This is a genomic window from Cupriavidus alkaliphilus (assembly GCF_014191175.1).
Taxonomy (GTDB): Bacteria; Pseudomonadota; Gammaproteobacteria; order Burkholderiales; family Burkholderiaceae; genus Cupriavidus; species Cupriavidus alkaliphilus.
On sequence record NZ_JACHWE010000006.1, the window covers coordinates 86,524 to 108,597 of the forward strand.

19 protein-coding genes are annotated in these 22,074 nt (G+C 70.3%); 12 read left to right on the top strand and 7 right to left on the bottom strand.

Annotated elements, in window-relative coordinates:
• The first annotated feature begins 217 nt into the window (after positions 1–217).
• Both FHX60_RS20555 and FHX60_RS20560 read left to right on the top strand, forming a co-directional pair.
• Positions 218–478 (top strand): hypothetical protein, encoded by a 261-nt coding sequence (locus FHX60_RS20555; protein ID WP_181487021.1) that lies wholly within the window; start codon positions 218–220, stop codon positions 476–478.
• A gap of 281 nt (positions 479–759) precedes the next feature.
• A complete protein-coding gene (locus FHX60_RS20560; protein WP_183284442.1) occupies positions 760–1,197 on the top strand; it encodes a BON domain-containing protein in 438 nt (145 codons plus the stop codon).
• A 297-nt stretch (positions 1,198–1,494) separates the two neighbouring features.
• On the opposite strand, the gene ku is transcribed toward FHX60_RS20560, so the two are convergent.
• The 4 genes from ku to ligD all read right to left on the bottom strand — a co-directional run bounded on the left by ku (position 1,495) and on the right by ligD (position 8,459).
• Positions 1,495–2,541: a non-homologous end joining protein Ku gene (ku, locus tag FHX60_RS20565; protein ID WP_183284443.1), complete on the bottom strand. Its 1,047-nt coding sequence runs from the start codon at positions 2,539–2,541 to the stop codon at positions 1,495–1,497.
• A 216-nt stretch (positions 2,542–2,757) separates the two neighbouring features.
• Positions 2,758–4,812, bottom strand: coding sequence for a hybrid sensor histidine kinase/response regulator (locus tag FHX60_RS20570; protein ID WP_183284444.1), 2,055 nt, complete (start codon positions 4,810–4,812; stop codon positions 2,758–2,760).
• A 298-nt stretch (positions 4,813–5,110) separates the two neighbouring features.
• The gene (locus FHX60_RS20575; RefSeq protein WP_092314505.1) at positions 5,111–5,512 is read right to left on the bottom strand and encodes a hypothetical protein; all 402 of its coding nucleotides are present in this window, start codon (positions 5,510–5,512) and stop codon (positions 5,111–5,113) included.
• Between the two features lie 148 nt (positions 5,513–5,660).
• Complete coding sequence (ligD, locus tag FHX60_RS20580; RefSeq protein ID WP_183284445.1) at positions 5,661–8,459, bottom strand: DNA ligase D; 2,799 nt, start codon at positions 8,457–8,459, stop codon at positions 5,661–5,663.
• Positions 8,460–8,745: 286 nt separating this feature from the next.
• Here ligD and FHX60_RS20585 point away from each other — a divergent pair, with 286 nt between their 5' ends.
• The gene (locus FHX60_RS20585) at positions 8,746–9,750 is read left to right on the top strand and encodes an SDR family oxidoreductase (RefSeq protein WP_092314501.1); all 1,005 of its coding nucleotides are present in this window, start codon (positions 8,746–8,748) and stop codon (positions 9,748–9,750) included.
• 250 nt (positions 9,751–10,000) lie between these two features.
• Positions 10,001–12,019: a hybrid sensor histidine kinase/response regulator gene (locus FHX60_RS20590; RefSeq protein WP_183284446.1), complete on the top strand. Its 2,019-nt coding sequence runs from the start codon at positions 10,001–10,003 to the stop codon at positions 12,017–12,019.
• Here the strand turns inward: FHX60_RS20590 and FHX60_RS20595 are convergent.
• Positions 12,004–13,062, bottom strand: a complete 1,059-nt coding sequence (locus FHX60_RS20595; RefSeq protein ID WP_092314497.1) for a sigma-54 interaction domain-containing protein — start codon at positions 13,060–13,062, stop codon at positions 12,004–12,006. The genes FHX60_RS20590 and FHX60_RS20595 overlap by 16 nt on opposite strands.
• Positions 13,063–13,447: 385 nt before the next feature.
• On the opposite strand from FHX60_RS20595, the gene FHX60_RS20600 reads away from it, so the two are divergent.
• The 5 genes from FHX60_RS20600 (at position 13,448) to FHX60_RS20620 (ending at position 18,128) form a co-directional block, all read left to right on the top strand.
• Positions 13,448–14,848, top strand: a complete 1,401-nt coding sequence (locus FHX60_RS20600; RefSeq protein ID WP_092314495.1) for a sigma-54-dependent transcriptional regulator — start codon at positions 13,448–13,450, stop codon at positions 14,846–14,848.
• A 159-nt stretch (positions 14,849–15,007) separates the two neighbouring features.
• On the top strand, positions 15,008–15,922 hold the full coding sequence (locus FHX60_RS20605; protein WP_183284447.1) for a sensor histidine kinase: 915 nt from the start codon (positions 15,008–15,010) through the stop codon (positions 15,920–15,922).
• Positions 15,923–16,141: 219 nt separating this feature from the next.
• Positions 16,142–16,909, top strand: a complete 768-nt coding sequence (locus FHX60_RS20610) for a hypothetical protein (protein ID WP_183284448.1) — start codon at positions 16,142–16,144, stop codon at positions 16,907–16,909.
• 107 nt (positions 16,910–17,016) lie between these two features.
• Entirely contained in the window at positions 17,017–17,607 is a 591-nt protein-coding gene (locus FHX60_RS20615; RefSeq protein ID WP_092314489.1) for a DUF6861 domain-containing protein, read from the top strand.
• 59 nt (positions 17,608–17,666) lie between these two features.
• Positions 17,667–18,128, top strand: a complete 462-nt coding sequence (locus FHX60_RS20620) for a PRC-barrel domain-containing protein (protein ID WP_112775788.1) — start codon at positions 17,667–17,669, stop codon at positions 18,126–18,128.
• 83 nt (positions 18,129–18,211) lie between these two features.
• On the opposite strand, the gene FHX60_RS20625 is transcribed toward FHX60_RS20620, so the two are convergent.
• Positions 18,212–18,538 carry a BON domain-containing protein gene (locus FHX60_RS20625; RefSeq protein ID WP_112775789.1) on the bottom strand — a complete coding sequence of 109 codons (327 nt, stop codon included), beginning with the start codon at positions 18,536–18,538 and terminating at the stop codon, positions 18,212–18,214.
• A gap of 23 nt (positions 18,539–18,561) precedes the next feature.
• Positions 18,562–19,029: a CBS domain-containing protein gene (locus tag FHX60_RS20630; RefSeq protein WP_092314485.1), complete on the bottom strand. Its 468-nt coding sequence runs from the start codon at positions 19,027–19,029 to the stop codon at positions 18,562–18,564.
• 352 nt (positions 19,030–19,381) lie between these two features.
• Between FHX60_RS20630 and FHX60_RS20635 the strand changes: the two genes are divergently transcribed.
• The 3 genes from FHX60_RS20635 (at position 19,382) to FHX60_RS20645 (ending at position 22,072) form a co-directional block, all read left to right on the top strand.
• Complete coding sequence (locus FHX60_RS20635) at positions 19,382–19,951, top strand: low affinity iron permease family protein (RefSeq protein WP_183284449.1); 570 nt, start codon at positions 19,382–19,384, stop codon at positions 19,949–19,951.
• Between the two features lie 62 nt (positions 19,952–20,013).
• Entirely contained in the window at positions 20,014–21,219 is a 1,206-nt protein-coding gene (locus tag FHX60_RS20640; protein ID WP_311730141.1) for a DUF3182 family protein, read from the top strand.
• Positions 21,206–22,072: an alpha/beta hydrolase family protein gene (locus FHX60_RS20645; protein ID WP_112775792.1), complete on the top strand. Its 867-nt coding sequence runs from the start codon at positions 21,206–21,208 to the stop codon at positions 22,070–22,072. The genes FHX60_RS20640 and FHX60_RS20645 overlap by 14 nt, the downstream gene beginning before the upstream one ends.
• Positions 22,073–22,074 lie beyond the last annotated feature (2 nt).

The following is a 22,074-nucleotide window of genomic DNA, read 5'->3' on the forward strand; positions in this document are numbered from 1 at the left end:
GGGGTCAGGGCCAGCATACACGGGATGCGACCTGCGCGCGCAACGCGCCGCGGCACCCCACCCGTAAAAAGGGCCGGAGCCCCGTTCAGGGTTCCGGCCTGCCAATCTCCGGCGTATGCCCCTGCGTCAGCACCGCATGTTGCTCACGCACATACCCGGATAGCTGCCTTGTTGTCGCGGCTGGGTGTTACTGCTGGCGTTGTCCGCCTTGTCCGCCTTGTCCACCCTGCTGACCACCCTGGCCGCCTTGCTGGCCGCTGCGCTGGCCGCTTTGCTGGCCAGGCTGCGAGCTGCCGCGGTCTTGCTGCTGCTGTTGGTCCTGCATGCGGTCCTTGTCACCCATTTGCCCGCCGCCTTGTTGTCCCGGTTGCTGCTGGCTGCCGCGTTGGCCAGTTTGCGATTGTTCCTGCTGCTTCTGGCCCGATTGCGATTGGCCCGACTGCGATTGACCCGGCTGTTGCTGCTGTCCCATTGCTAGCTCCTTGACGCGGCGAACTGCCGCAGACCTTGCTTCGCAATCGCCATGCCAAGCACGACAGCGCCGCCACGCCGCCTGGGCCGGCGCGATGCGCGCAAAGCGCCACGCGCGCGCCGCGGCGCTTTTACAACGCGTGGCCCGTTTTACACAGCGGCCGGCTCGGTGCGGCGGCCTTGGCAAGGGCGGCCAGGGCGGGTATGGAGCTTGCTGAAAAATGCCTTACCCGTGGCGCTGGCTGCCAGCCCGGCAGCGGTGCCCGCCGGGCCATCAAGGAGGACGCCATGCAATTTTCCCTAACCACCGCGCGCGCTCTGCGCAGGGCCTGGCTGGCGGCGGCACTGGCAGCGGCCGCCGGTAGCGCGCTGGCACTCGACAAGAGCGGACTGATATTCGCTGCGACGGACAATGCGCCGGTGGCGCCGGTCAACTCGGCGCCGGGCATGCCCGGCCGGCCCGACCCGGACACCAGCGCGGTGACCGGGGTCGGCGAGGCCAGGCAAAGCATCGAGGACAGCGCCATCACCACGAAGATCAAGACCCGGCTGCTCGGCACCAAGGACCTCAAGTCCACCGGCATTCACGTGAAGACGCAGCAGGGCGCGGTGGAAGTCAGCGGCACGGTGCCGACCGAGCAGCAGCGCGACATCGCGCTGAAGACGATTCGCAGCGTCGAGGGCGTGAAGTCGGTGACGGACAATCTGAAGGTGTCCGCGCGATGAGGGGGAGCGGTAATGCCGTTCAGATGAGTGACTGTCGTCCCAGCGAAAGCGGGGATCCAGTGACTTTCAACGACGCTGGGTTCCCGCTTTCGCGGGAATGACGGTAGGAATTGAACCTGATCTGAACGGTGTTAGGACGTGAGGGGAGAGTTCTCACGGCGGTGAGGGCAGACGCTGACATCTTTGACGGGTTTCACTTCGTTGAGCCGCCCGCCCTCACCCCCGCCCTCTCCCGCAGGCGGGAGAGGGAGTACCCAGGCGGGATTTTTTCTTGCTGCAGTGTCGCCACGCACCGCGTCAGGCCGCGCGCTTCTTGCCCGTCGTGCCGGCGCTCTTGCGCGCGGCGGGGGCATGCGACTCGCGCCTGGCGGGCGCGCGTTTGGTGCCGGAAGTCTTTGCGCCGGTGCTGCCGGCGCGCTTGGCCGGTGTCGCGCTGGCGCGCTTTGCGGCCGGCTGCTTGCGCGCCGCGGCGTGCCGCGCAGGGGCCTTGCGGGGGGCGGGTTCTGCTTCGGCTTCGCTCTCGTCCTCTTGCTTGTCCTTGCCGCGCTTGCCCAGGCTCTGGCGCAGCAGCGCCACCATGTCGATGACCTTGGCGCCCTGGCGCGGCGCTTCTTCCTCTTCCGCGGGCGGGGTCAGCTGGTGGGTCTTGCCGGATTCGATCTTTTCCTCGATGCGCGCCATCAGGTCGTCGCGGTAGGTGTCGCGATATTGCTCCGGGGCCCAGTCTTCGGTCATGTCGTCGACCAGCTTGGTGGCCATCTCGAGCTCGCGCGCGTGCGCGCCGGTAGGCTTGCCGCTGGCCGCCTTGGGCAGGCGCAGCTCGGCGATCGGCAGCACCTCGTCGGCGAAGCGCATGGTGTTCAGCACCAGCGCATCGTCGTGTACCAGCATCGCCGCCAGGTGCTGGCGCGCGCGCAGCACCACCAGCGCCAGCGCGGCCTTGCCGGTGCGGCGCATGGTTTCGTGCAGCAGCGCATAGCCGCGTTCGCCGCGCTTGTCGGGCTCGAGGTAGTACGGAGTGTCGAAGTAGTACGGCGGAATGCTCTCGGCATCGACAAAGCTCACGATGTCCACGGTCTGCGTGGCCTCGACATTGGCCCGGCGGAAATCCTCCTCGTTGAGCAGCACGTACTCGTCCTTGGCGTACTGGTAGCCCTTGACGATATGCTCCTTGTCGACCGGCTTGCCGGTGCTCTTGTTGATGCGCTGGTAGCCCACCGGGGCCATGTCGCGCACGTCTAGCAGGTCCAGGTCAAGCGACTGGCTGCGCGACGCGGGGCGCAGGACGACGGGGATGTTGACGAGGCCGAAGGCAATGGCGCCTTTCCAGATGATGCGAGACACTTGATCGCTCCTTTGCCACGCGCGCCGGCGCGTTGTGGCGGCGGTGGCGGCATGTCGCCCGGAGGCGGGTCTTCCACGGGTTGGGGCGGGCCCGGCGGCGGCTCCGGCGGCGGGACTTCGGGCTCGCGGGGAGGGATGTCGGGATCGGGCGTGGTATGCACGGATAGCTCCTTGTTGAATGCTTGGGTGAAGGCTTCGGCCGGCGCAGGCAGGGCGCTAGGCCTGCTGCTGGTCCAGCTCATCCAACAGCCGCGTCAGCGCGTCCAGGTCGGCCGGCTTGACCAGGTGCTGGTCGAATCCCGCGGCCAGTGCGCGGCGGCGGTCCTCGGGCTGGCCGAATCCGGTCAGCGCGACCAGTCTGGCGCCGCGCAGTTCGGGCAACGCGCGCAGCCGGCGCACGGTTTCAAAACCGTCCATGGCCGGCATGCCGAGATCCAGCAGCACCAGGTCCGGGCGCGCATCGATGGCGCGCGCCAGCGCGCTGGGGCCGTCGGGCGCGGTCACCACGGTATGTCCCATGGCCTGCAGCGCCATCGTCATGGCCTCGAGCGCGTCGACGTTGTCGTCCACCACCAGGATGCGGCGCGGCACGCTGCGCCGCGGCCCGGCCTTGCCTGAACCGGGATGCCAGTTCTGCCACGGCTCGACCGGCAACGTCACGGTGAAGGTGCTGCCCTGGCCGGGGCCGGCGCTGAAGGCGCGGATGGTGCCGCCGTGCAGCTGCACCAGCTTCTGCACCAGCGTCAGGCCGATGCCCGGCCCGTCATGCGGGAAGGCACTGCTCCGGGCTTGCGCGCCGACGTCGCTCTCCCCAGTGCGGGCAGCCGGGGCGGCCGGGTCCGACGGGGCAAGCGGATCGAACAGTTGCCGCTGCAGGGCTTCCGACAGGCCGGTGCCGTTGTCGCGCACGCGCACCGTGACCTGTCCGCCCGAGACGGCATCCGGAATGGTTTCCGGCGCGCTGTCGTCGAAGCCGGCTTCGACCGAAATCACGCCGCCGGCGGGGGTGTAGGCGGCCGCGTTCTGCAGCAGGTTGCTGAAGATCTGCGTCAGGCGCACCAGGTCGCCGCGCACCGGCAGCGGCTGCTCGGGCAGCGACAGCCGCAGCGTGTGGCGGTAGCCATCGAGCACAGGGCGCACCGCTTCCACGGCGGTATTGAGCGCGGTGCGCAGCTCCACCAGGTCTTGCCGCAGCGTGATGCGGCCCTGGTTGAAGCGCGAGATATCGAGCAACTCGTCGACCAGGCGGGTCAGGTGGTGGACTTGCCGGCCGATGATATCGCGCGCGCGGAACATGTCCTCGCGCGTGGGCGCGAGCTGCTGCAGCAGGTCCGCGGCGCTGCGCAGCGGCGCCAGCGGGTTGCGCAGTTCATGCGCCAGCATCGCCAGGAACTGGTCCTTGCGCCGTTCCTCGTCGTGCAGCGCGCGCCCGGCGCGGTTCTGCAGCGTCACGTCCTGGCAGATCCCCGCAATGCGCAGCGGCGGACTGCCCGCGGCAGCCTGCGCGCGGTCGGTGCCCTCGGCGCTGCCATGGCTGCGCACGGGAAAGGCACGCGCGCGCACTTCACGCGGCTCGCCGCTGGGCAAGGTCAGCCCGAACTCGATGTCCATGCTGCCGTCGCGCAGCATATTCTGCACGGCGGCTTCCACGCGCGCGCGGTCGGCCGGGGTCACGCGCTCCAGGCACAGGCGCGGGTCCTCCATCAGTTGCTCGGCGGAGTGTCCGCACACCGTCGCCAGCGACGAACTGGCAAACAGCAGCCGCCGGGTCGCCGGATCCAGGATCCACACCACGTCGGCCAGCGATTCGGCGAGCTGCCGGAACATGTCCTCATGCTCGTGGAGGGCCCGCGACGTGCGGTGGTAGGCGTCCTCGGCACCGCGCAGGCGCAGCAGCGCCTGGATGCTGGACAGCAGCTCCTCGGGTTCGGCGGGTTCCACCAGGTAGCCATCGGCGCCGCAATTCAACGCCTCCACCCGCTGTCGCGACTGGGCCAGCCCGGGCGAGGTCAGCAGCACCAGCGTGCGCGCCGTCTGCGGGTCCTCCTTCAGCAGCCGGCACACTTCCAGGCCGCTGATATCGGGCAGCTTTGCCGACAGCAGCACCAGTGACGGCGCGTGCTGGCGCACCAGCGACAACGCCGAGTGGCCGGTGACGGCCTCGATCACGGAAAAGCCGCCGCGATGGAGTATGCGGCTCTTGACGTAGCGCGGTCCTTCGCGATCCTCGACATTCAGGATCAACGGGGTGCGGTTGGCTTGCGGCTTCATGACTGCACCTTGCGGGGGACGCGGGCGCTCACCCGCACTGACGGGCAGTGCCGGGTCGCCGCGCCGTGTAAAAGCGCGCTGGTCCGCGCCAGCCGCGTGTAAGACTTACCACGGTGGCCTGCACTGCCTTTGAAAATCCTGCAATCCCCCATCCCCCAGATCATCGCCGTCCCCCTTGTTGATCCGCATGGCCGCGGTGTTTTACGCGGGCCGTCCCGCTTCGCAGTGGCAAGACGCGTGCCGGCTGGGCAACGTCGCGGACAGCGGGCAGGGCACGCCGGACCGGCGGCGTGCGAGGCTAGCGGCGCGCCGCCTCGCCGCTGTGGGCCTCGGCGCTGGGCGAGGTGCCGCCTTGCGGGCCGGCGGAGCGCGGCGCTTCGGCGGCCTTCTGCGGGATCTTGCCCGGCTCGGTCCAGCCCTTGTAGTCGGTGCCCTTGCCAAAGCGCGCGGCGATGCGGTCCTGCACCACGGCCAGCGCGTCGGCTTGCTGCTTGGCGGTTTCGGCTTCTTTGGCCTTTTTGGCTTCGGCGGCCTGCTGCTGCTCAGGCGTGGGCGGGGGCAGCTTGGCTTGCACCGGTGCTGCTGCGCAGGAAAGCATGGCGCAGGACACCAGCAGGCGGCGCAGGCCGCGGCGGTTGTGCGGGGCCGCCCCGGTGGTGCCGGCGGCGCGCAGGTTCGCGACAATCTTGAGTGGGGGCATGGTCTGTCTCCGTAGGGTGTTGCCGCCCCGGCGTGCGTGCTGCGCGGTTCGCTACGTGGATAGCGCCGGGACGCGCTCGCCACCAAGGGGCAAGAAATGTGCCGCCGGCCATGGCCACGACAGCCCGCCGGGGCAGGGGCCAGCCGGACTATCCGGCCCGCGCCAGCCGTGCCGCGGCGCGCGTGATGGCCTGCCGGGTACCAGCGTAGTCGGCCCACGGGTCAGCCGCCTCCAGCGCGTCCAGCCGGGCTTCGACGTTGGCGACGGTCCACTGCGCGGCGCTGGTCAATGTGTCCAGTTCTTCCCACGCCACCGGAATCGATACGCCCAGCCCGGGCCGCGCGCGCGCCGAGAACGCCGCCACCGTGGTGGCGCCCATGCCGTTGCGCAGGTAATCGATGAAAATCTTGCCGACCCGGTTGCGCGCGCCGCTCTTGGCGACAAAGCGCTGCGGCAGTGTCGCGGCCACATGCAGTACCACGTCACGCGCGAAATCCTTCAGCTCGTCCCAGCCCGCGCGCGGCGTCACCGGCACCACCACGTGCAGGCCCTTGCCGCCGCTGGTCTTGAGGAAGCTGGCCAGCCCCAGTTCGTCCAGCAGCGCCTTCACCAGCGCGGCCGCTTCCTGCACCTGGGTCCACGGCACGCCCTCGCCGGGGTCGAGGTCGAAGATGATGCGGTTAGGCCGGTCGATGCTGCGCTTGCTCGCGTTCCAGGTATGGAACTCGACCACGTTGAGCTGCGCGGCCGCGACCAGCGCCTCGGCCGAGGCGATTTCAAGCAATGCGGGGTGTCCCGGCCACAGGCCGGGGTCCAGCACGTTGAGCCCGTCCACGCGCAGCGTGTCGCTGTGGCGCTGGAAGAACTGCTCGCCGCCCACGCCCGATGGCGCGCGCACCATCGCGATCGGGCGCCCGCGCAAATGCGGCAGCATCAGCGGCGCGGCGCGTTCGTAGTAGCGCACCAGTTCGCCCTTGGTCAGGCCCGACTCGGCATCGATCACGCGCTCGGCGTTGCTGATCGAGACCTTGCCGCCCACCGCGGTCTGGCGCTTTGCCGCGCCCGCCTTTGAGCCGGGCGCCGGCCTGCTTGCTGGCTTGTCCCGCGTCGTGGCTGCCGCCTTGCCTTTGCCGGCGGGCGCCGCCGGCTGCTCCACCGAGACCGCGGCGGCGGGCTTGTCGGTGCGCAGGCCATGGAACACAGCATGGCGCACCCGGCCTTCGCGGGTCCAGCTGCCGAACGAAACCTCGGCCACCAGCCTGGGCTTGACCCAATGCCCGCGCACGCCGGCCGGCACCGTGTGGAAGGGCGACGCATCGGCACGCAGCGCATCGAGTTGCGCGCGCAGCTCGTCGAGCGTGCGGGTGTCGAAGCCGGTGCCGACATTGCCCGCATAGCGCAGGCGCCCGCCGCTGTCGTGCACGCCCAGCAGCAGCGAGCCGATGCCATTGCGGCTGCCCTTGGGATCGGTGAAGCCCGCCACCACGAACTCCTGGCGCAAGGTGCATTTGAGCTTGATCCAGGTATTGCTGCGCGCGCTGACGTAGCCGGAGTCGACGCGCTTGCCGATCACGCCTTCCAGCTTCATGCGGCACGCCGCGTCCAGCATGTCGCCCGCGCTGGCTTCAAAGTCTTCGCTGAACTGCAGGCGCGGCGAGGCGTTGTGCTCGAAGATCCGGCGCAGCAGCGCGCGGCGCTCGACCAGCGGCACCTTGCGCAGGTCATGGCCGGCGAAGTAGGGCAGGTCGAAGGCAAAGTACTGGATCGCCTCGACGCGCGCGGTATCGAACGCATTCTGCAAGGCCTGGAAGTCAGTCTCGCCATGCTTGCCGAGCACCACGATCTCGCCGTCGAGCCAGCCGTCGGGCAGGCCCAGCGCCCCGACATCGCACGCCAGTGCGCGCAGCTTGCTGGTCCAGTCATGGCCCTGGCGCGTGAACAGCCGCACGTCCTTGCCGTCGACGCGCGCCAGCAGCCGGTAGCCGTCGAACTTGATTTCGTAGCGCCAGGCCGCGGCGTCGGGCGGCGGTTTTTCGACCAGCGTCGCCAGTTGCGGCGCCAGCGCCAGCGGCAAGGCCGCGCGCGTTGCGCCGGGCGGCGGCTTCAGCGCGCGAATGGCATCGTGCGTGGCCGGTGTAGCCGCTTCGGCCGCGGCGGCGGCCTTGGCGGCGCCGGCGCGTTTGGCCGCGGGCTTGCGCTGCGTGCCGCCCAGCACGCTGTCGGGCAGGGCCTCGACCACGTCGAACTCCGACGCCGGCACCGCGGCGTCGTCGCGTTCCTTGATCAGCAGCCACGCGTCCTGCTCCTTCTGCCGGCTGCCGTGCATGCGCACCAGGGTCCAGTGCCCGTGCAGCTTTTCGCCGCGCAACTCGAACTTGAGCTTGCCGCTGCGGTAGCCTGCCTCGGGGTCGCCCACCGGGACCCAGGTGCCGCGGTCCCAGACGATCACCGTGCCGGCTCCATAGTGCCCGGCGGGAATCACGCCCTCGAAGCCGGCGTAGTCCATCGGATGGTCTTCCACATGGACCGCCATGCGCTTGTCGGCGGGGTCCAGGCTCGGCCCCTTGGGCACGGCCCAGCTCTTCAGCGTGCCGCCCAGCTCCAGCCGGAAATCGTAGTGCAGCCGCCGTGCCGCATGCTTCTGGATCACGAACGACAACGCCGCGGCGCGCTTGCGCGGCGCGGCGCGGGCGGCGGCGCCGCTGGGCTCGGGCGTGGCGCCGAAGTCGCGCATGCGGCGGTATTTTTCGAGCGCCCCGGGCGTGCCCGTGGCCGGTGTCGAGCCGCGCGCCGCCGGGCGGGCGCTTGCGGCGCGCTGGGTTGCCGGCTTCGCGGGCTTTGCCGCGGGCGTCTTGGCGGGCTTGCTGCCCGTCCTGGCGGCAGGCTTCGCCGCGCGCTTGCCAGCGGCGCGCGGCGCGCGCGAGTCCTGCGAAGTGGTCTTGGCCATGGCGGTCGCCGGTTGCGTGGATGCATCCAGCTTAGGCAGCACCTGGCCGCGCTGAAATCGGCGCCCGTCCTACATACCGCATCGTCCGCACCAGCCGCAACGGCACGGCAGGCCAGACGCGATGTGCCCCCGGCGCCATGTGGTTCTTACCAGGCGTTGTAAATCTGCCGTGGACGTCATGCCCCGCCGCCGCGGTCAGGGCGGGTTCGCGACGGGAACGCTCCTTGCGACTTGCCACCGATACGCCCGGCGCCGGGCCGGGCCTCCCCACTGGAGGAAGCGGCAGATGAAACCCACCTTAAAGAAAATCAGCTCGCAGGTCATTGTGCTGACCGGCGCCAGCAGCGGCGTTGGGCTGGTCACCGCGCGCAAGGCGGCGCAGCAGGGCGCACGCCTTGTGCTGGTGGCGCGCAGCGAGGGGTCGCTGCACCAGTTGGCGGAAGAGTTGCGCGAGCAGGGCACAGAAGTGATCACCGTGGTCGCTGACGTCGGCCGGCACGATGAGATCGGCAAGGTGGCGCATGCCGCGATCGAGCGCTTCGGCGGCTTCGACACCTGGATCAACAACGCCGGCGTGACCATCTTCGGGCGCCATTGCGACGTGCCGCTGGAAGACCAGCGGCGGCTGTTCGATACCAACTACTGGGGCACCGTCCACGGCTCGCTGGCGGCCGCGGCGCACCTGCGAGAGCATGGTGGCGCCATCATCAACATGGGCAGCGAGGCCGCCGACGGCCCGATGCCGCTGCAGAGCGCCTACTCGGCCTCGCAGCATGCGATCAAGGGCTTCACCGATTCGCTGCGGCTGGAGCTGGAGCAGGAGCAGGCGCCGGTGAGCGTGACGCTGATCAAGCCCGCCGGCCTGGAAACGCCGCTGGCGATGCACGCCAAGAACTTTCTCGACGTCGAGCCGCGCCTGCCGCCGCCGCTGTATGACCCGGCCCTGGCCGCCGACGCGATCCTGTTCGCGGCGGAAAACCCGCGCCGCGAACTGTTCGTCGGCGCCGCGGCAAAGGCCTTCTCGGCCGCCGCGTACCATGCGCCGCACACCTTCGACCGCTTCATGCGCCGCTTCATGGGCCGCGCCCAGCAGACCCGCCATCCGGCCGGCCCGCTCGAGGATAACGCGCTCTACGGCAGCGGCAGCGGCCTGCAGGAGCGCACCGGCGCCCACGCCGCGCTGCATTCCTGCCCGTACACCACCACCGCGCGCTACCCCATGCTGACCACCGCGCTGGTGGTCGGGGCCTCGGCCGCGGTTGCGGCGATGGTCCAGCTGCGCCGCCGCTAGCGCCCACCCGCGCCCGCGCCGCGCGCTGCCCGAGACGGCATGCGTGCGGCCGGCCGCCAAACGCCTTCCTCCAGAACGCTTGCTGCGCGCACTGCGCCACCATATCGGGTGGCGCATGGGCCGCGAGCGCCTATCATTGACTGGGATGCCCGCACTCGCGGGCATTTGGCCCTGTGCGGCGGCCCGGGCCGCTGGCGGCGTGCCGCGCCGGCCAGGTCGCCCTTCGATCCAACCTCTATCCAAGGTCCTCATGTCCGGGCTGCACGCGGCAAGCGAAGTTCGCTCGACCTCCCTGGAAGCCTGCGACGGCGTGCCGCCGCAGGGCGATGCTGCGCAGGTGCAACGGTATCGGCGCCTGCTCGACGCGGTACAGGACTGCGCGGTGTTCGAGCTCGACGCGCGCGGCGTGATCGTGGCGTGGCCCGAGCCGGCGCGCCGGCTGTTCGGCTACAGTGCCGCGGAGATCGCGGGCAGCCATCTGTCGCGGCTGCACCGTCCCGAGGATGTTGCCGCCGGCCTGCCGCAGCAATGGCTCGATGCGGCCGCGCAGGCCGGCGAGGCGCGCGACGAAGGCTGGCGCGTGCGCCGCGACGGCAGCCTGCTGCGCGCCAGCTGCGAGCTGCGGCGCATCGACGCGGCCGGCCTGCCCGCCGCTGTGCCGGGCGCTGCGGGCACCTCAGCCGACAGCGCATCGGGTGCAGGCTTTATCGTGTCGTGCCGCGATACCACGGTGCAGCAGGCCGCCGCCGACCATGCGCACCTGGCCGCCGACAAGCTGCGCCTGTTGGCCGACAACCTGCCCTGCACCGCGGTCTGCGAACTCTCGCTCGACGGCACCATCCGCAGCTGGAACGCCGGCGCGCGTGCGCTTGCCGGCCACACCGCCGAAGAGGCGGCGGGCCAGCCGCTGGCTTGGCTTTATACCCGCCAGGATGCTGCCGCGGGCCGCCCCCAGGCCGCGCTGGAGGCGGCGCGGGCCTGCGGCCATTGGGCCGGCGAAGAACGCCTGGCGCGCAAGGACGGCTCGGTGGTACGCTGCGCCACGCGCATGGTGCTGGTGCGCGACGCGGCCGGGTGCCCCGAAGGCTTGCTGTGGACCGCGCGCGACCTCAGCGATGCGCTGCGGCTGGAAATGCTCGATGCCGGCAACCGCCGCCTGCAATCCTTCCTCGCCATCCTTGCCCATGAGCTGCGCAACCCGCTGGCGCCGGTGCGCAATGCCGTCGAAGTGATCGTGCTGACTCCCGACACCGGCCCGCGCGTGCGCCGCTGCGCCGAGATCATCGACCGCCAGCTGCACCAGGTGGAGCGGCTGGTCAACGACCTGCTCGACGTGGGCCGCGTGACCGCCGGCAAGCTCAAGATGGAGCTGACGCCGACGTCCTACAACGACGTGGTCACCACCAGCCTGGAAGCGATCCGTCCCACGCTGGAAGCGTCTGGCCAGCAACTGGTGGTGGCGCTGCCGGAGGTCTCGCCCTTTGTGCGGGCCGATGCCGCGCGGCTCGGGCAGGTGCTGCTGAACCTGCTCAGCAATGCGGCCAAGTACACGCCGCGCGGGGGGACCGTCAGCGTGCATGTCAGCGTGGAGGCGGAGCGCGTGATCACCGCGGTGTCGGATACCGGCCGCGGGCTGGAACCCGCGGCGATGGACCGGATCTTCAACCTGTTCACGCAGGAGAGCGATGCCGGCAGCCGCAGCGGGCTGGGCATCGGCCTGGCGCTGGCCAAGGCCATCCTCGAAGCGCATGGCGGCGCGATCCAGGCCGACAGCGCGGGCGCGGGCAAGGGCAGCACCTTCACCGTGATCCTGCCGCGCGCCAGCGCGCGTCCGGCCTTGCCCGCCACGCTGGCGCCGGGCAAGGCGCCGCGCCGGCGCGTGCTGGTGGTGGATGACAATGCCGACTCGGCCGACAGCATGGCCGAACTGCTGACCCTGCTTGGCCACGAGGCCCAGGCAGTGCACAGCGGCCAGCAGGCTGTCGGCGTGGCTGTGGCGTTCCGGCCCGACTGCGTGCTGCTGGACCTGCAGATGCCTGACATGTCGGGCTATGAAGTCCTGGAGGCGCTGCGAAAGGACCTGCGCGGCCGCACGGTGCGGTTCCTTGCGCTGTCGGGGCGGGGCACCGCCGAGGACCAGCACCGCAGCCGGCAGGCCGGCTTCGATGCGCACCTGACCAAGCCGCTGTCGATCGAGACCCTGTCGCGTGCCCTGGCCGAGCCGGTGCCGGCACGACCCGCGGGCCCGCCGCCTCACAAGGAGCGGTAGGCGTCGAGGCGGTTGTAGAGCGTCTTGAGGCTGATGCCGAGGGCGCGCGCGGCCTGGCGCTTGTCGCCGTCGAAGCGCGCCAGCGTCGCCATGATGATCTCGCGCTGGGTGTCGGCGAGCGTGGTGCCGACGCGCACGTTGACCACGCCGTCGACGGTGGTCGGCCGCGGCGCCTGCGTGGCGAGGTTGGGATTGCCGATTTCCACCACCTTGTCGGCGAGGATAAAGGCGCGGTAGACCGCGTTCTTCAGCTCGCGCACATTGCCGGGCCAGTCGTAGCGCACCAGGCGGTCCAGCGAACCCGCCGAGAAGCTCTTGTCGGTGCGCTCCATGGCGTTGTACTCGGCCAGGAAGTGGCGTGCCAGCGGCACGATATCGTCGGGCCGCTCGCGCAGCGGCGGGATATGCAAGGGGAACACCGCCAGCCGGTACAGCAGGTCCTCGCGCAGCTGGCCGCCGCGCACGGCTTCCACCGGGTCGCGGTTGGTGGCCGCGAGGATGCGCACGTCGGTGGCGATCAGCGTGTCGCCGCCGACGCGGTGGAAGGTGCGGCCCTCCAGCACCCGCAGCAGCTTGATCTGCATCTCCAGCGGCATCTCGGTGACTTCGTCGAGAAACAGCGTGCCGCCCTGGGCCTGCTCGAAGTAGCCCGCCTTCTGCTCGATGGCGCCGGTAAAGCCCCCCTTTTCATGGCCGAACAGTTCGGATTCGATCAGCGTGGGCTGGATCGCGCCGCAGTTGACGGCAATGAAGGGGCCGTTGCGGCGGGCGCTGCGTTCATGCACCGCGCGCGCCACGACTTCCTTGCCCGAGCCGCTTTCCCCGACGGCCAGCATGGTGACATCCGTGGGCGCCACGCGCTCGATCTGCGCCAGCAGGCGCTGCATCGCGGGCGCGGTGCTTTCCCACAGCAGCGACACCTGCGACGGCACGGCGCGGCGCGGCGCCGGCTCGCTGGCGGGCGCGGTGCCGGCAGCGTGGCTGGCGGCGTGGCTGGAAGAGGCGGCGTTGCTGCGCCGCGAAGTGCTGGCGGTCACTGGCACGGGGTCGCTGGCCCGAAATCGGCCGATCGAGGGTTGCAGGTGGCGGGTTGCCGGGAGAAGTTCCTATGCTAGCCTTTGGCGTGGGGGCTTGCCATAGCGGCGCGCGCCTGCGCGGCAACTTCCGACAGCTGTGTCAGACGGACACCGGCAACGACCGTGCCTGCCCGGGCTTAGACTGGCATTACGCAGTGTGGAACCGCCCCCGCGGACCAGAATCCGCAATCAGGGCCGTGCCCTCCTGTGCCTGCCATGGCTGCCGTACGCGCCACGCATGAGGCGCGCCGGCGGATTTCCGCTGACCCAGATGCCGGTCGGCGTTGCGGTTGCGGAAGGCGGCGCCCGGGGGTTTGCCTTGAGTTCCCATTAGGTCTCACTGACGGATCGTATGCCCCACATCCTGATTGTCGATGACGACGAAAACGCATGCGCCGCCCTGGCCGAGATCGTAGCCATGGAAGGCTTCACCTCCGCCACCGCCGGCACGCTGCGTGAAGCGCGGCTGCAGATCGGCTGGCGCATGCCGGAGGCCATCGTTGCCGACCTGCGCCTGCCCGACGGCAACGGCATGGAGCTGTTCGAGGAGGTCGGCGCCTCCGGCGTCGAGGTGATCCTGACCACCGGCTACGCCAGCGTGGAAAGCGCGGTGGAAGCGCTGCGCGCCGGCGCCACCGATTACCTGGTCAAGCCCATCAACGTCGCGCGCCTGCAGACCGTGCTCAAGCGCCTTGCCACCACCGGCGAGCTGCGCGCCGAGATCCATTCGCTGCGTGGCGAATTGCGCCGCTACGGCCGCTTCGGGCGCCTGATGGGCAGCTCCGAGGTGATGCAGGCGGTGTACGACCAGCTTGCACGCGTGGCGCCCACCGAGGCCACCGTGCTGCTGATCGGCGAAAGCGGCACCGGCAAGGAACTGGCCGCGCAGACCGTGCACGAGCTGTCGGCGCGCCGGCGCCAGCCGTTCCTGGCGGTCAACTGCGGCGCGATCTCGCCCACCCTGATCGAAAGCGAAATGTTCGGCCACGAGCGCGGCAGCTTTACCGGCGCCGACCGCCAGCACAAGGGCTATTTCGAGCGCGCCGACGGCGGCACGCTGTTCCTGGACGAGATCACCGAGATGCCCGCCGAGCTGCAGGTCAAGCTGCTGCGGGTGCTCGAGACCGGCACCTTCATGCGGGTGGGCACCAACCGCGAATGCCATGCCGACGTGCGCGTGCTGGCCGCCACCAACCGCAACCCCGAGGAAGCGGTCGCCGACGGCAAGCTGCGCGCCGACCTGTTCCACCGGCTCAACGTATTTCCGGTGGAGTTGCCGCCGCTGCGCGCGCGCGGCGACGACGTGATCCAGATCGCCAACATGATGCTGGACCAGCTCAATGCCGAGCAGGGCCTGCAGCGCCGCTTCGCGCCCAATGTGCTCGACAGCCTGCGCCTGCATGCATGGCCCGGCAACGTGCGCGAGCTGCGCAACTTCGTGCAGCGCGCCTTCATCATGGCCGACGACGACCTCATCACCGAAGCCCAGGTGCCGCTGCAGGTCGCGGCCACGCAGGCGCCGGGCGCGGCAGTGGTGTCGGTGCCGGTGGGCATGTCGCTGGCCGACGCCGACCGCCAGTTGATCTTCGCCACGCTCGAGCAGTGCGCGGGGGTCAAGAAGCACGCGGCGGAGATCCTCGGCATCAGCCTGAAGACTTTGTACAACCGGCTGGAAGATTATGCCGCCCGTGGCGAATTGCCAGAGTGGCTGCGGGCCTCGCGCAACGACTCGGGCCCATCCGCAACCGGATGACGGCGTGCACCAGTGCTTGGGACTACGGGGATGGCGGGCATGCGCGGCGTGCGCGTTGCCGGCCGGGGCGCGCGCAGCACGTTTCTTGCTTCCGAGCAGGGCAACGTCCCCGGCCGATCCGGCCTGCCATGTCCACTGCCCCCTGCGGCCGACTAGCACATGACGCAGTTATTTCCGCCGTCCGGCTTGCCGGGCACCCCTGAGCCAGATTCCGCGCGGTCGCCTGCTCCGCAGGCGTCGAACGCGCAGCTGGCCGGCAGCGGCAGCGCCCAGCCGGTGCGCAGCGTGCAGGAGGTCAGCACGCTGATCGAGCAGTCCGCGCATGACCTGCGCTCGTCGCTGAACGCCATCCAGAGCTGGGCCTATGTGCTTGACCGCGCCTTCGATACCACCCCGGCGCCGGCGCAGCGCGCGCTCGACGGCATCCGCTCGGGCATGCAGCAGCAGCTGGCGCTGATCGAGGAAATGGAAGAGGGGGTGCGGCTGCTTGCCGACGAGGCCCCGCCCCGCTGGCAGCAGCTGGACCTGCGCACGCTGGCGCTGCAGGCGATCGCCGACCGGCGCCATGCGGCCGAGGCGCGCGGCGTGCTGCTGTCGCCGCTGAGCGCGGACGGCTCCGCGATATGGTCGGAGGCTGCCACCCCATCGACCGCGCCGGGCGCCGCTGCGGACACGGCGGACGCCGCCACCTACCGCATCGACGGGGATGCCATGCGGCTGGCGCCGTTGCTGCGGCACCTGCTGGTGCACTGCATCTGGCGCGCACCGACGGGCGGCGCGGTCAGCGTGCACCTGTTCAGCGAGCCCGACTACGTCAAGCTGCGCATTACCGAAAGCCCGCCGCTGGATTCGCAGCGCAGCGCCAGCCGGCTGACGGCGCTGACCGACTTCTTCGGCCGCCGTCCGCCGCAGGGCGGCGAGACGCCGTCCCGGCAAAGCAGCGCACTGCTGCTGACGCGGCGCATGGTGGAAATGCACGGCGCCGTGCTGAGCGCGGAGAGCGATGGCTGCGACAGCGACAAGGTCAGCGTTTGCATCGCGGTCCGTTTCCCGCGCCATATGCGGCGGACATGACGGCGGACCTGCTGCCGGGGTCGATGTAGTTTTTACCAGGCTGGCGCCAACGCTACGCGTACCACTTGCCCGCGGCGCCATCGCGCGGCGGCCGCGCGCCCGCAGTAGCACAGCGTTCACACCCGCGCTGCAGCGCCTGCCTGCATGCAGGGCTGCTGACAAGCTTCTGGCCCGCCCCTTGCATGGATCAATCAACCCTAAACCAAGGAGGGAACAACCATGCCCAACGCCAGCCGCAAGTCCGCCCAGGCCGAGCAGGTTGCACAGAAGCCGTCCCGGGCGAAGTCCGCGACCGCTACGCGGTCCGCGCAGTCCACCAGGGCCACGCCATCGGCGCGTGCCGGCACCGCGCCGGCCACCCGCAGCAGCGGCCCGTCCGCGGGCAAGGGCGCAGCCGGCAAGCCGGCCGCGGGCACCCGGCCACGCGCCAAGGAAACCAAGACCTACCAGGCCGCCGTCGACGATTCGCTGGAGATGACCTTCCCGGCCAGCGATCCGATCTCGCCCAGCGCTGCCATGCACGCCGAGAGGAAGATGCAGACCGCGCGCGACGACGTCGACTGGAAGCTGAGAGAGGGCAGCCAGGAGCAGCCGGTAGGCGCGAAGCCGGCCGGCCAGCGCAAGGGCGCAGCCGCGGAGCCGGGGCGCTCGGCCAAGCCTGCAGCGAAGATGGGCGCGAGGGAGACGGGCGCGAAGGCGGGCGCCAGGCCAGCCGCCAAGCCGGCCGCGAAAACCGCTGGGAAGACAGCGACCAGTACCGCGGCGACCAGGACCGCTGGCAAGTCCATGGGCAGCGCCGCGACGGCCAAGCCTGCTGCCAAGTCCGCTACCAAGTCCGCTACCAAGCCCGCTGCGAAGCCCGCTGCCAAGCCCGCTGCGAAGCGCACAGCCAGGCCCGCCGCAAAGACCGGCGCAGCGGCCGGGGGTAAGGCCGGGGCCAGGACGGCGTCCAGGTCCGCCAAGCCGGGCAAGTCGGCCAAGCGCTGAGGAGCGTGCCCGCCCCCTTTAGTCCACCTTGAGTCCAAGCGCCGCGGCGTGGCTGCCACCAGCCCCGCCGCGGTTCCGAACACATCGATGAACGAAAAGGAGCCACCATGTCCGCCATCATCGCTGGCCGCTTCGACAGCTTCTCCACCGCCGAAACCGCGGCGAGCCGCTTGCGCGCGCAGGGGTTTGCCGACCAGGACCTGAACCTGTTCTACGTGAACCCGCCCGGGCAGCATGCCGCCTATGCCATCGGCGGCGACCACGCCGCCGACGCCGGCGCGCGCAAGTCTGGCGTGGGTGCCATCAGCGGGGTGCTGATCGGCGCTGCCGTCGGCGCCGCGGTGGGCGCGGCGCTGGTGGCCGCGCTGGGGGCAACGCCTCCGCTGTCGATCCTGGTGCTGGTGTTCGCGGTCGGTCTCGGTGCCTACCTGGGCTCGCTTGCGGGCGCGCTGGCGCTGGCACGTCATGCCGGGCGCAATCCGCGCACCGGCCAGCCCGCGGTGCGCAATGCCGGAGTCGTGCTGGCGGCGCACCTGACCAGCACCGACACCGCCACGGCGGACACGGTCGCCAGCGTGTTGCGCCAGGGCGGCGCCAAGGATGTCGAGCGCGCCGACGGCCAGTGGGTCGATGGCCGCTGGGCCGACTTCGATCCGCTGGTGCCGCCGGTGCCGGCCGACACGCGCGAACGCCGCTAGCGTGCCACGCTTCGCATTTCGCTCCAATCCGCTACCCCAGCAGCCAAAAGGAGGCATCCATGAATCCAGTCCAACCTGAAACGCCCGGCGCCGAACATCCGCACGGCGCCTCGATCGTAGGCGGCATCGACCGCAATTCCCCGGGGCCCGGCCCGTTCGTGATGGCGGCCGACACGCTCGAGGGCAACAAGGTGGTTGATCCGGCCGGCGACGACATCGGCACCATCGACCACATCATGATCGACGTGCTCGGCGGCCGCGTCGCCTATGCCGTGCTGGCAATGGGCGGCTTCCTTGGCATCGGCGAAAAGCTGTTCGCGCTGCCGTGGTCCGCGCTGACGCTGGACACGCGGCGCAAGTGCTTCGTGCTCGGCGTCGAGAGGGACCGGCTCAAGGCCGCGCCGGGGTTCGACAAGGACCACTGGCCGACCATGGCCGACTCGCAGTGGGCCACCAGCATCCACCAGTACTACGGCATCTCGCCGTACTGGGAAGCTGACCGCTATGACCCGTGGGGCTGAGCGCGGCTGGTCCGGCCATCAGCACGTCGCATACGCGAAGGCGCCGGAGATAACCTCCGGCGCCTTGTCGTTCAGCGTGCCGTTCAGACCTTGTGGTTCACCTGCCCGGCGGGCTTGTCGGCCGGGTCGGCGTGCCTGCCGCTGCCGGCGGGCTGGCCCTGCGGCTCGGGGGCAGGCGGCTGCCGCGTCGACAGCGCGTTATGCACACCCAGCACGCCGGGACTGACCGCGGCGGCCTTTTCCACGCGCTGCGCGGTGTCGACGTCTTCCACGCAGCCGCGCACGGTCACGCGCCGGTCGCTCACCTCGAGCGTCACGCCGTCGGGAAAGCGGCCATCGAAGGCCGCGGCAATTTCGGCGCGTACGGCCACGCGCAGGGCTTCGTCATCGGCGGAAGAGGTTGCGCTCATCGCGGCTCCTGGTCGATGCGGCTTCAGCGCGCGGGCGCCGAAGGCGTGGAGATCGATGCCAGCGTCTCGCCGGACTCGCGCGTATCGCCACCCTTGCTGGCGAAGTCGCCCAGCGACACGATGCCCACCAGGGTGTGGTCGTGGTCGAGCACCGGCAGGCGCCTCACCTGCGCGGCTTCCATCTTGTGCTGCGCGTCCTCGAGCGATTCGTCTTCGAGGCACCATTCCACTTGCGGCGACATGGCATCGGCCACGCGCGTGGCCTGCGGCGCGTGTCCGCCAGCGGTGGCGCGCACGGTGATGTCGCGGTCGGTCAGCATGCCGACCAGGCGCCGGCCGTCGCATACCGGCAGCGAGCCGACGTGCAGGTCCGCCATCAGCTGCGCGGCATGCTGGATGGTTTCATCGGGGGTGATATAGGCCGGCTGGCGCGTCATGATGTCGACGACGCGCCGCGGCGCGCGGGGTTGCGTGGCAGGGGACTGGAACATGGCTGACTCCGTTTGCTGTGGGACCGATATCGCGTGCGCATCGGGCCCTGGTCATCAGGGCGGCGACTGGCCACCGGCGCACCGGGAGTCGCCGCTTCGTCATGGAATGCGGCGCAAGAAGCGTTCCCGTGGCCCGCGCGCGCGTGGCGCGCAGGAATGCGGCCACGCCGCCGGCAAGATTTATCTCCCGATGTAGAAACGAAACGGGCAGGACGCGGCAAGTGCTGCGCCCGTTGTAGGACTGCGCCCGCTGCACATTGGCCATGCGCTCCATACAATGAAATCAGCATGCCGCCCAGGCCAGCACCATTCTCGGCGGCCAATCCGGCGATTTATCCGTGGGAGTGCAACGATGCGCAAATCCAGCCCAATCCTGCCCGGCGTTGGCCATCGCTCCGGCGCCGGCAAACGTGCCACCGTGCTGCACCTGTTCGACCGCTTTGCCGGCGGCGCCACGCGCCATGCCGGGTCGCCGACCGCTTTCGTGCTGGCCGTCGGCGTGGTGGTGGCGTGGGCCCTCACCGGCCCGATGTTCGGGTACTCCGAGACCTGGCAGCTGGTCATCAACACCGGCACCACCATCGTCACCTTCCTGATGGTGTTCCTGATCCAGCAGAGCCAGAACAAGGATGCCGTCGCGGTCCACCTGAAGCTCAACGAGCTGCTGGCCTCCCACCGCGAGGCCAGCAACATGCTGGTGTCGATCGAGGATCTCGATGAAGAAGAGCTGCGTCAGCTGGTCACCTTCTACCGCCAGCTGGCCGAACTGGCCGACCAGGAGGACGGCATCAAGACCAGCCATTCGCTCGACGAGGCGCGCGAAAACCACGCCGCCAAGCGCCATGCGCGGGCTACGCGCGGGCATCAGCCCGAAGCGCCCGCAGGCGGCCCGTCCGCGACGCCCGCCTCGGCAGCGTCGTAGCTTGCCGGCCAGCGGCCCCCCTTGCGCAGGATCCTGGCGACAACCCGAAACAGGAGCAGGCCGTGACCGCATCCAGCAACGCAAGCAAGCGAAAACCGGTGCTACCGGCTGCAGGGCCGGCAGCCGCGCGGCAGGGCAGCCGCCCGGTGATGGCCTACGGCTGCGAGACCCTGGACGAGGCCGACAGCCACCATGGCATGACCCTTGCCAATATTGCCCGCAAGGTGGCCTGGATCGCCGGCCTGCCGTTCGCCGGCGGTTACGCCGCGCCCGCAGGGGGACGGCTTGCGCCGTACCTGGTGCCGGCGCAGACCCTGGTCGGCCGCGAACTGGCGGCGAGCCTGGGCGTGCAGGGCGAGGACGATCTCTTCGGCGGCGTGGTGCCGTATGGGTTCGTCGCCACCAAGGCGATCACGCACGGCCTGGTCGAGCCCGGTGCCGCGGCGCCGCGGGGCTGGTCCGAGGCCTTCGTGCGGCGCGTGGTGGGCGCGACGCTGCCGGGCTTTACCGCGTTCAGCCTCGGCGATGCGCGCACTGCGGCGCTGCGGCTGCTGACGCTGGGGCCGGTGCGGCTCAAGGATACGGGCGGTGTCGGCGGGCTGGGCCAGCGCGTGGTCGACGGCGAAGCCGCGCTGGAAGAAGCGCTGGCCGCGCTTGCTCCGGAGGAAGTCGAGCGCGACGGCCTGGTGGTGGAGCGCGACCTGCGCGCGCCGCAGACCTACAGCGTCGGCAAGGTCGTGCTGGCGGGACTGGAAGCGAGCTATTGCGGCACGCAAGGGCTGACCGAGAACAACCGGGGCCAGAAGGTCTACGGCGGCTCGACGCTGACCGTGGTGCGTGGCGGCTTTGACGCGCTGCTGCAGCATCCGTTCGACGCCCGCATCCTTGCCGCGGTGCGCGCGGCGATGGTGTACCACGAGGCCGCGCTGGCCTGCTATGGCGAGGGCGGCGGCATGGTGCTGTCGCGCTGCAACTACGACGTCGCCTTCGGCGCGCCGGCCGGCAGCGCCGATGGCGGACAGATGTTCTGCGGCGTGCTGGAACAGTCCTGGCGCGTGGGCGGCGCGACCGGTGCCGAACTGGTGGCGCTGACGGCGCTGCGCGACGATCCGGACCGCACGCGCGTGGTCGCGTCCACGCGCGAAGTCTACGGCAACGATGTGCGCGTGCCGGAAGACGCCGAGATCTACTACCAGGGCGAAGACCGCCATGTCGGTCCCCTGACCAAGTACGCACGACTGGAGCCTGAATCCGATGGCAACGCATGAAGAACTGCTGCAGATCGAAAGCGAAGGCGGCACCATCGCCGGTACCCTGATCAGCCCGGAAACCAAATTGCCGGGGGTGTTGTTCGTGCATGGCTGGGGCGGCAGCCAGCAGCAATACCTGGCGCGCGCGCGCAAGGTGACGGGGCTGGGCTGCGTCTGCCTGACCTTCGACCTGACCGGCCATGCCGGCACGCGCGCGCAGTACGAGACCGTCAGCCGCACGCGCAACCTTGCCGACGTGGTGGCGGCCTACGATGTGCTGGTGCGCCAGCCCGAGGTCGACCGCAACGCGATCGCGGTGGTGGGCAGCAGCTATGGCGGATACCTGGCCGCGCTGCTCAGCGGGCTGCGCCAGGTGCGCTGGCTGGCGTTCAGGGCCCCGGCGCTGTACATGGATACAGGCTGGGACCTGCCCAAGCGCCAGCTGCACCGCGAGCAGGACCTGGTGACCTACCGGCGCAGCATGGTGCCGCCCGCCAGCAATCGCGCGCTGCGCGCGTGCACGGCGTTTACCGGCGACGTGCTGGTGATCGAATCCGAGCACGACCAGATCGTGCCCCATGCCGTCGTGATGAGCTATGTCGACTCCTGCATCCATGCCAACTCGCTGACCTACCGCGTGATCAAGGGCGCCGACCATGGCCTGAGCGACGAGGAATTCCAGCGCACCTACAGCAGCATGCTGGTCAACTGGCTGCGCGAAATGGTCACCGTGGCCCGCGCCGGCCCGGTCACCGCCGAACGCGCGGGGGCGCCCGCGCCGAAGCCTGCGCCAAAGCCCGCGCCGCCGGCGCCCGACGCCGGGCTCGAAACCCCGCAGCCCGAGTCCGCCGGCGCGCCGGGCGCCGGCTGAAC

What these genes read in the sequence shown, in the direction of transcription:
- FHX60_RS20575 (WP_092314505.1), bottom strand. Translation starts at nt 5,512, where the DNA reads ATGCCCCCACTCAAGATTGTCGCGAACCTGCGCGCCGCCGGCACCACC.
- FHX60_RS20620 (WP_112775788.1), top strand. Translation starts at nt 17,667, where the DNA reads ATGAATCCAGTCCAACCTGAAACGCCCGGCGCCGAACATCCGCACGGC.
- ligD (WP_183284445.1), bottom strand. Translation starts at nt 8,459, where the DNA reads ATGGCCAAGACCACTTCGCAGGACTCGCGCGCGCCGCGCGCCGCTGGC.
- FHX60_RS20625 (WP_112775789.1), bottom strand. Translation starts at nt 18,538, where the DNA reads ATGAGCGCAACCTCTTCCGCCGATGACGAAGCCCTGCGCGTGGCCGTA.
- FHX60_RS20585 (WP_092314501.1), top strand. Translation starts at nt 8,746, where the DNA reads ATGAAACCCACCTTAAAGAAAATCAGCTCGCAGGTCATTGTGCTGACC.
- FHX60_RS20630 (WP_092314485.1), bottom strand. Translation starts at nt 19,029, where the DNA reads ATGTTCCAGTCCCCTGCCACGCAACCCCGCGCGCCGCGGCGCGTCGTC.
- FHX60_RS20610 (WP_183284448.1), top strand. Translation starts at nt 16,142, where the DNA reads ATGCCCAACGCCAGCCGCAAGTCCGCCCAGGCCGAGCAGGTTGCACAG.
- FHX60_RS20635 (WP_183284449.1), top strand. Translation starts at nt 19,382, where the DNA reads ATGCGCAAATCCAGCCCAATCCTGCCCGGCGTTGGCCATCGCTCCGGC.
- FHX60_RS20645 (WP_112775792.1), top strand. Translation starts at nt 21,206, where the DNA reads ATGGCAACGCATGAAGAACTGCTGCAGATCGAAAGCGAAGGCGGCACC.
- FHX60_RS20590 (WP_183284446.1), top strand. Translation starts at nt 10,001, where the DNA reads ATGTCCGGGCTGCACGCGGCAAGCGAAGTTCGCTCGACCTCCCTGGAA.
- FHX60_RS20615 (WP_092314489.1), top strand. Translation starts at nt 17,017, where the DNA reads ATGTCCGCCATCATCGCTGGCCGCTTCGACAGCTTCTCCACCGCCGAA.
- FHX60_RS20560 (WP_183284442.1), top strand. Translation starts at nt 760, where the DNA reads ATGCAATTTTCCCTAACCACCGCGCGCGCTCTGCGCAGGGCCTGGCTG.
- FHX60_RS20605 (WP_183284447.1), top strand. Translation starts at nt 15,008, where the DNA reads ATGACGCAGTTATTTCCGCCGTCCGGCTTGCCGGGCACCCCTGAGCCA.
- FHX60_RS20600 (WP_092314495.1), top strand. Translation starts at nt 13,448, where the DNA reads ATGCCCCACATCCTGATTGTCGATGACGACGAAAACGCATGCGCCGCC.
- FHX60_RS20570 (WP_183284444.1), bottom strand. Translation starts at nt 4,812, where the DNA reads ATGAAGCCGCAAGCCAACCGCACCCCGTTGATCCTGAATGTCGAGGAT.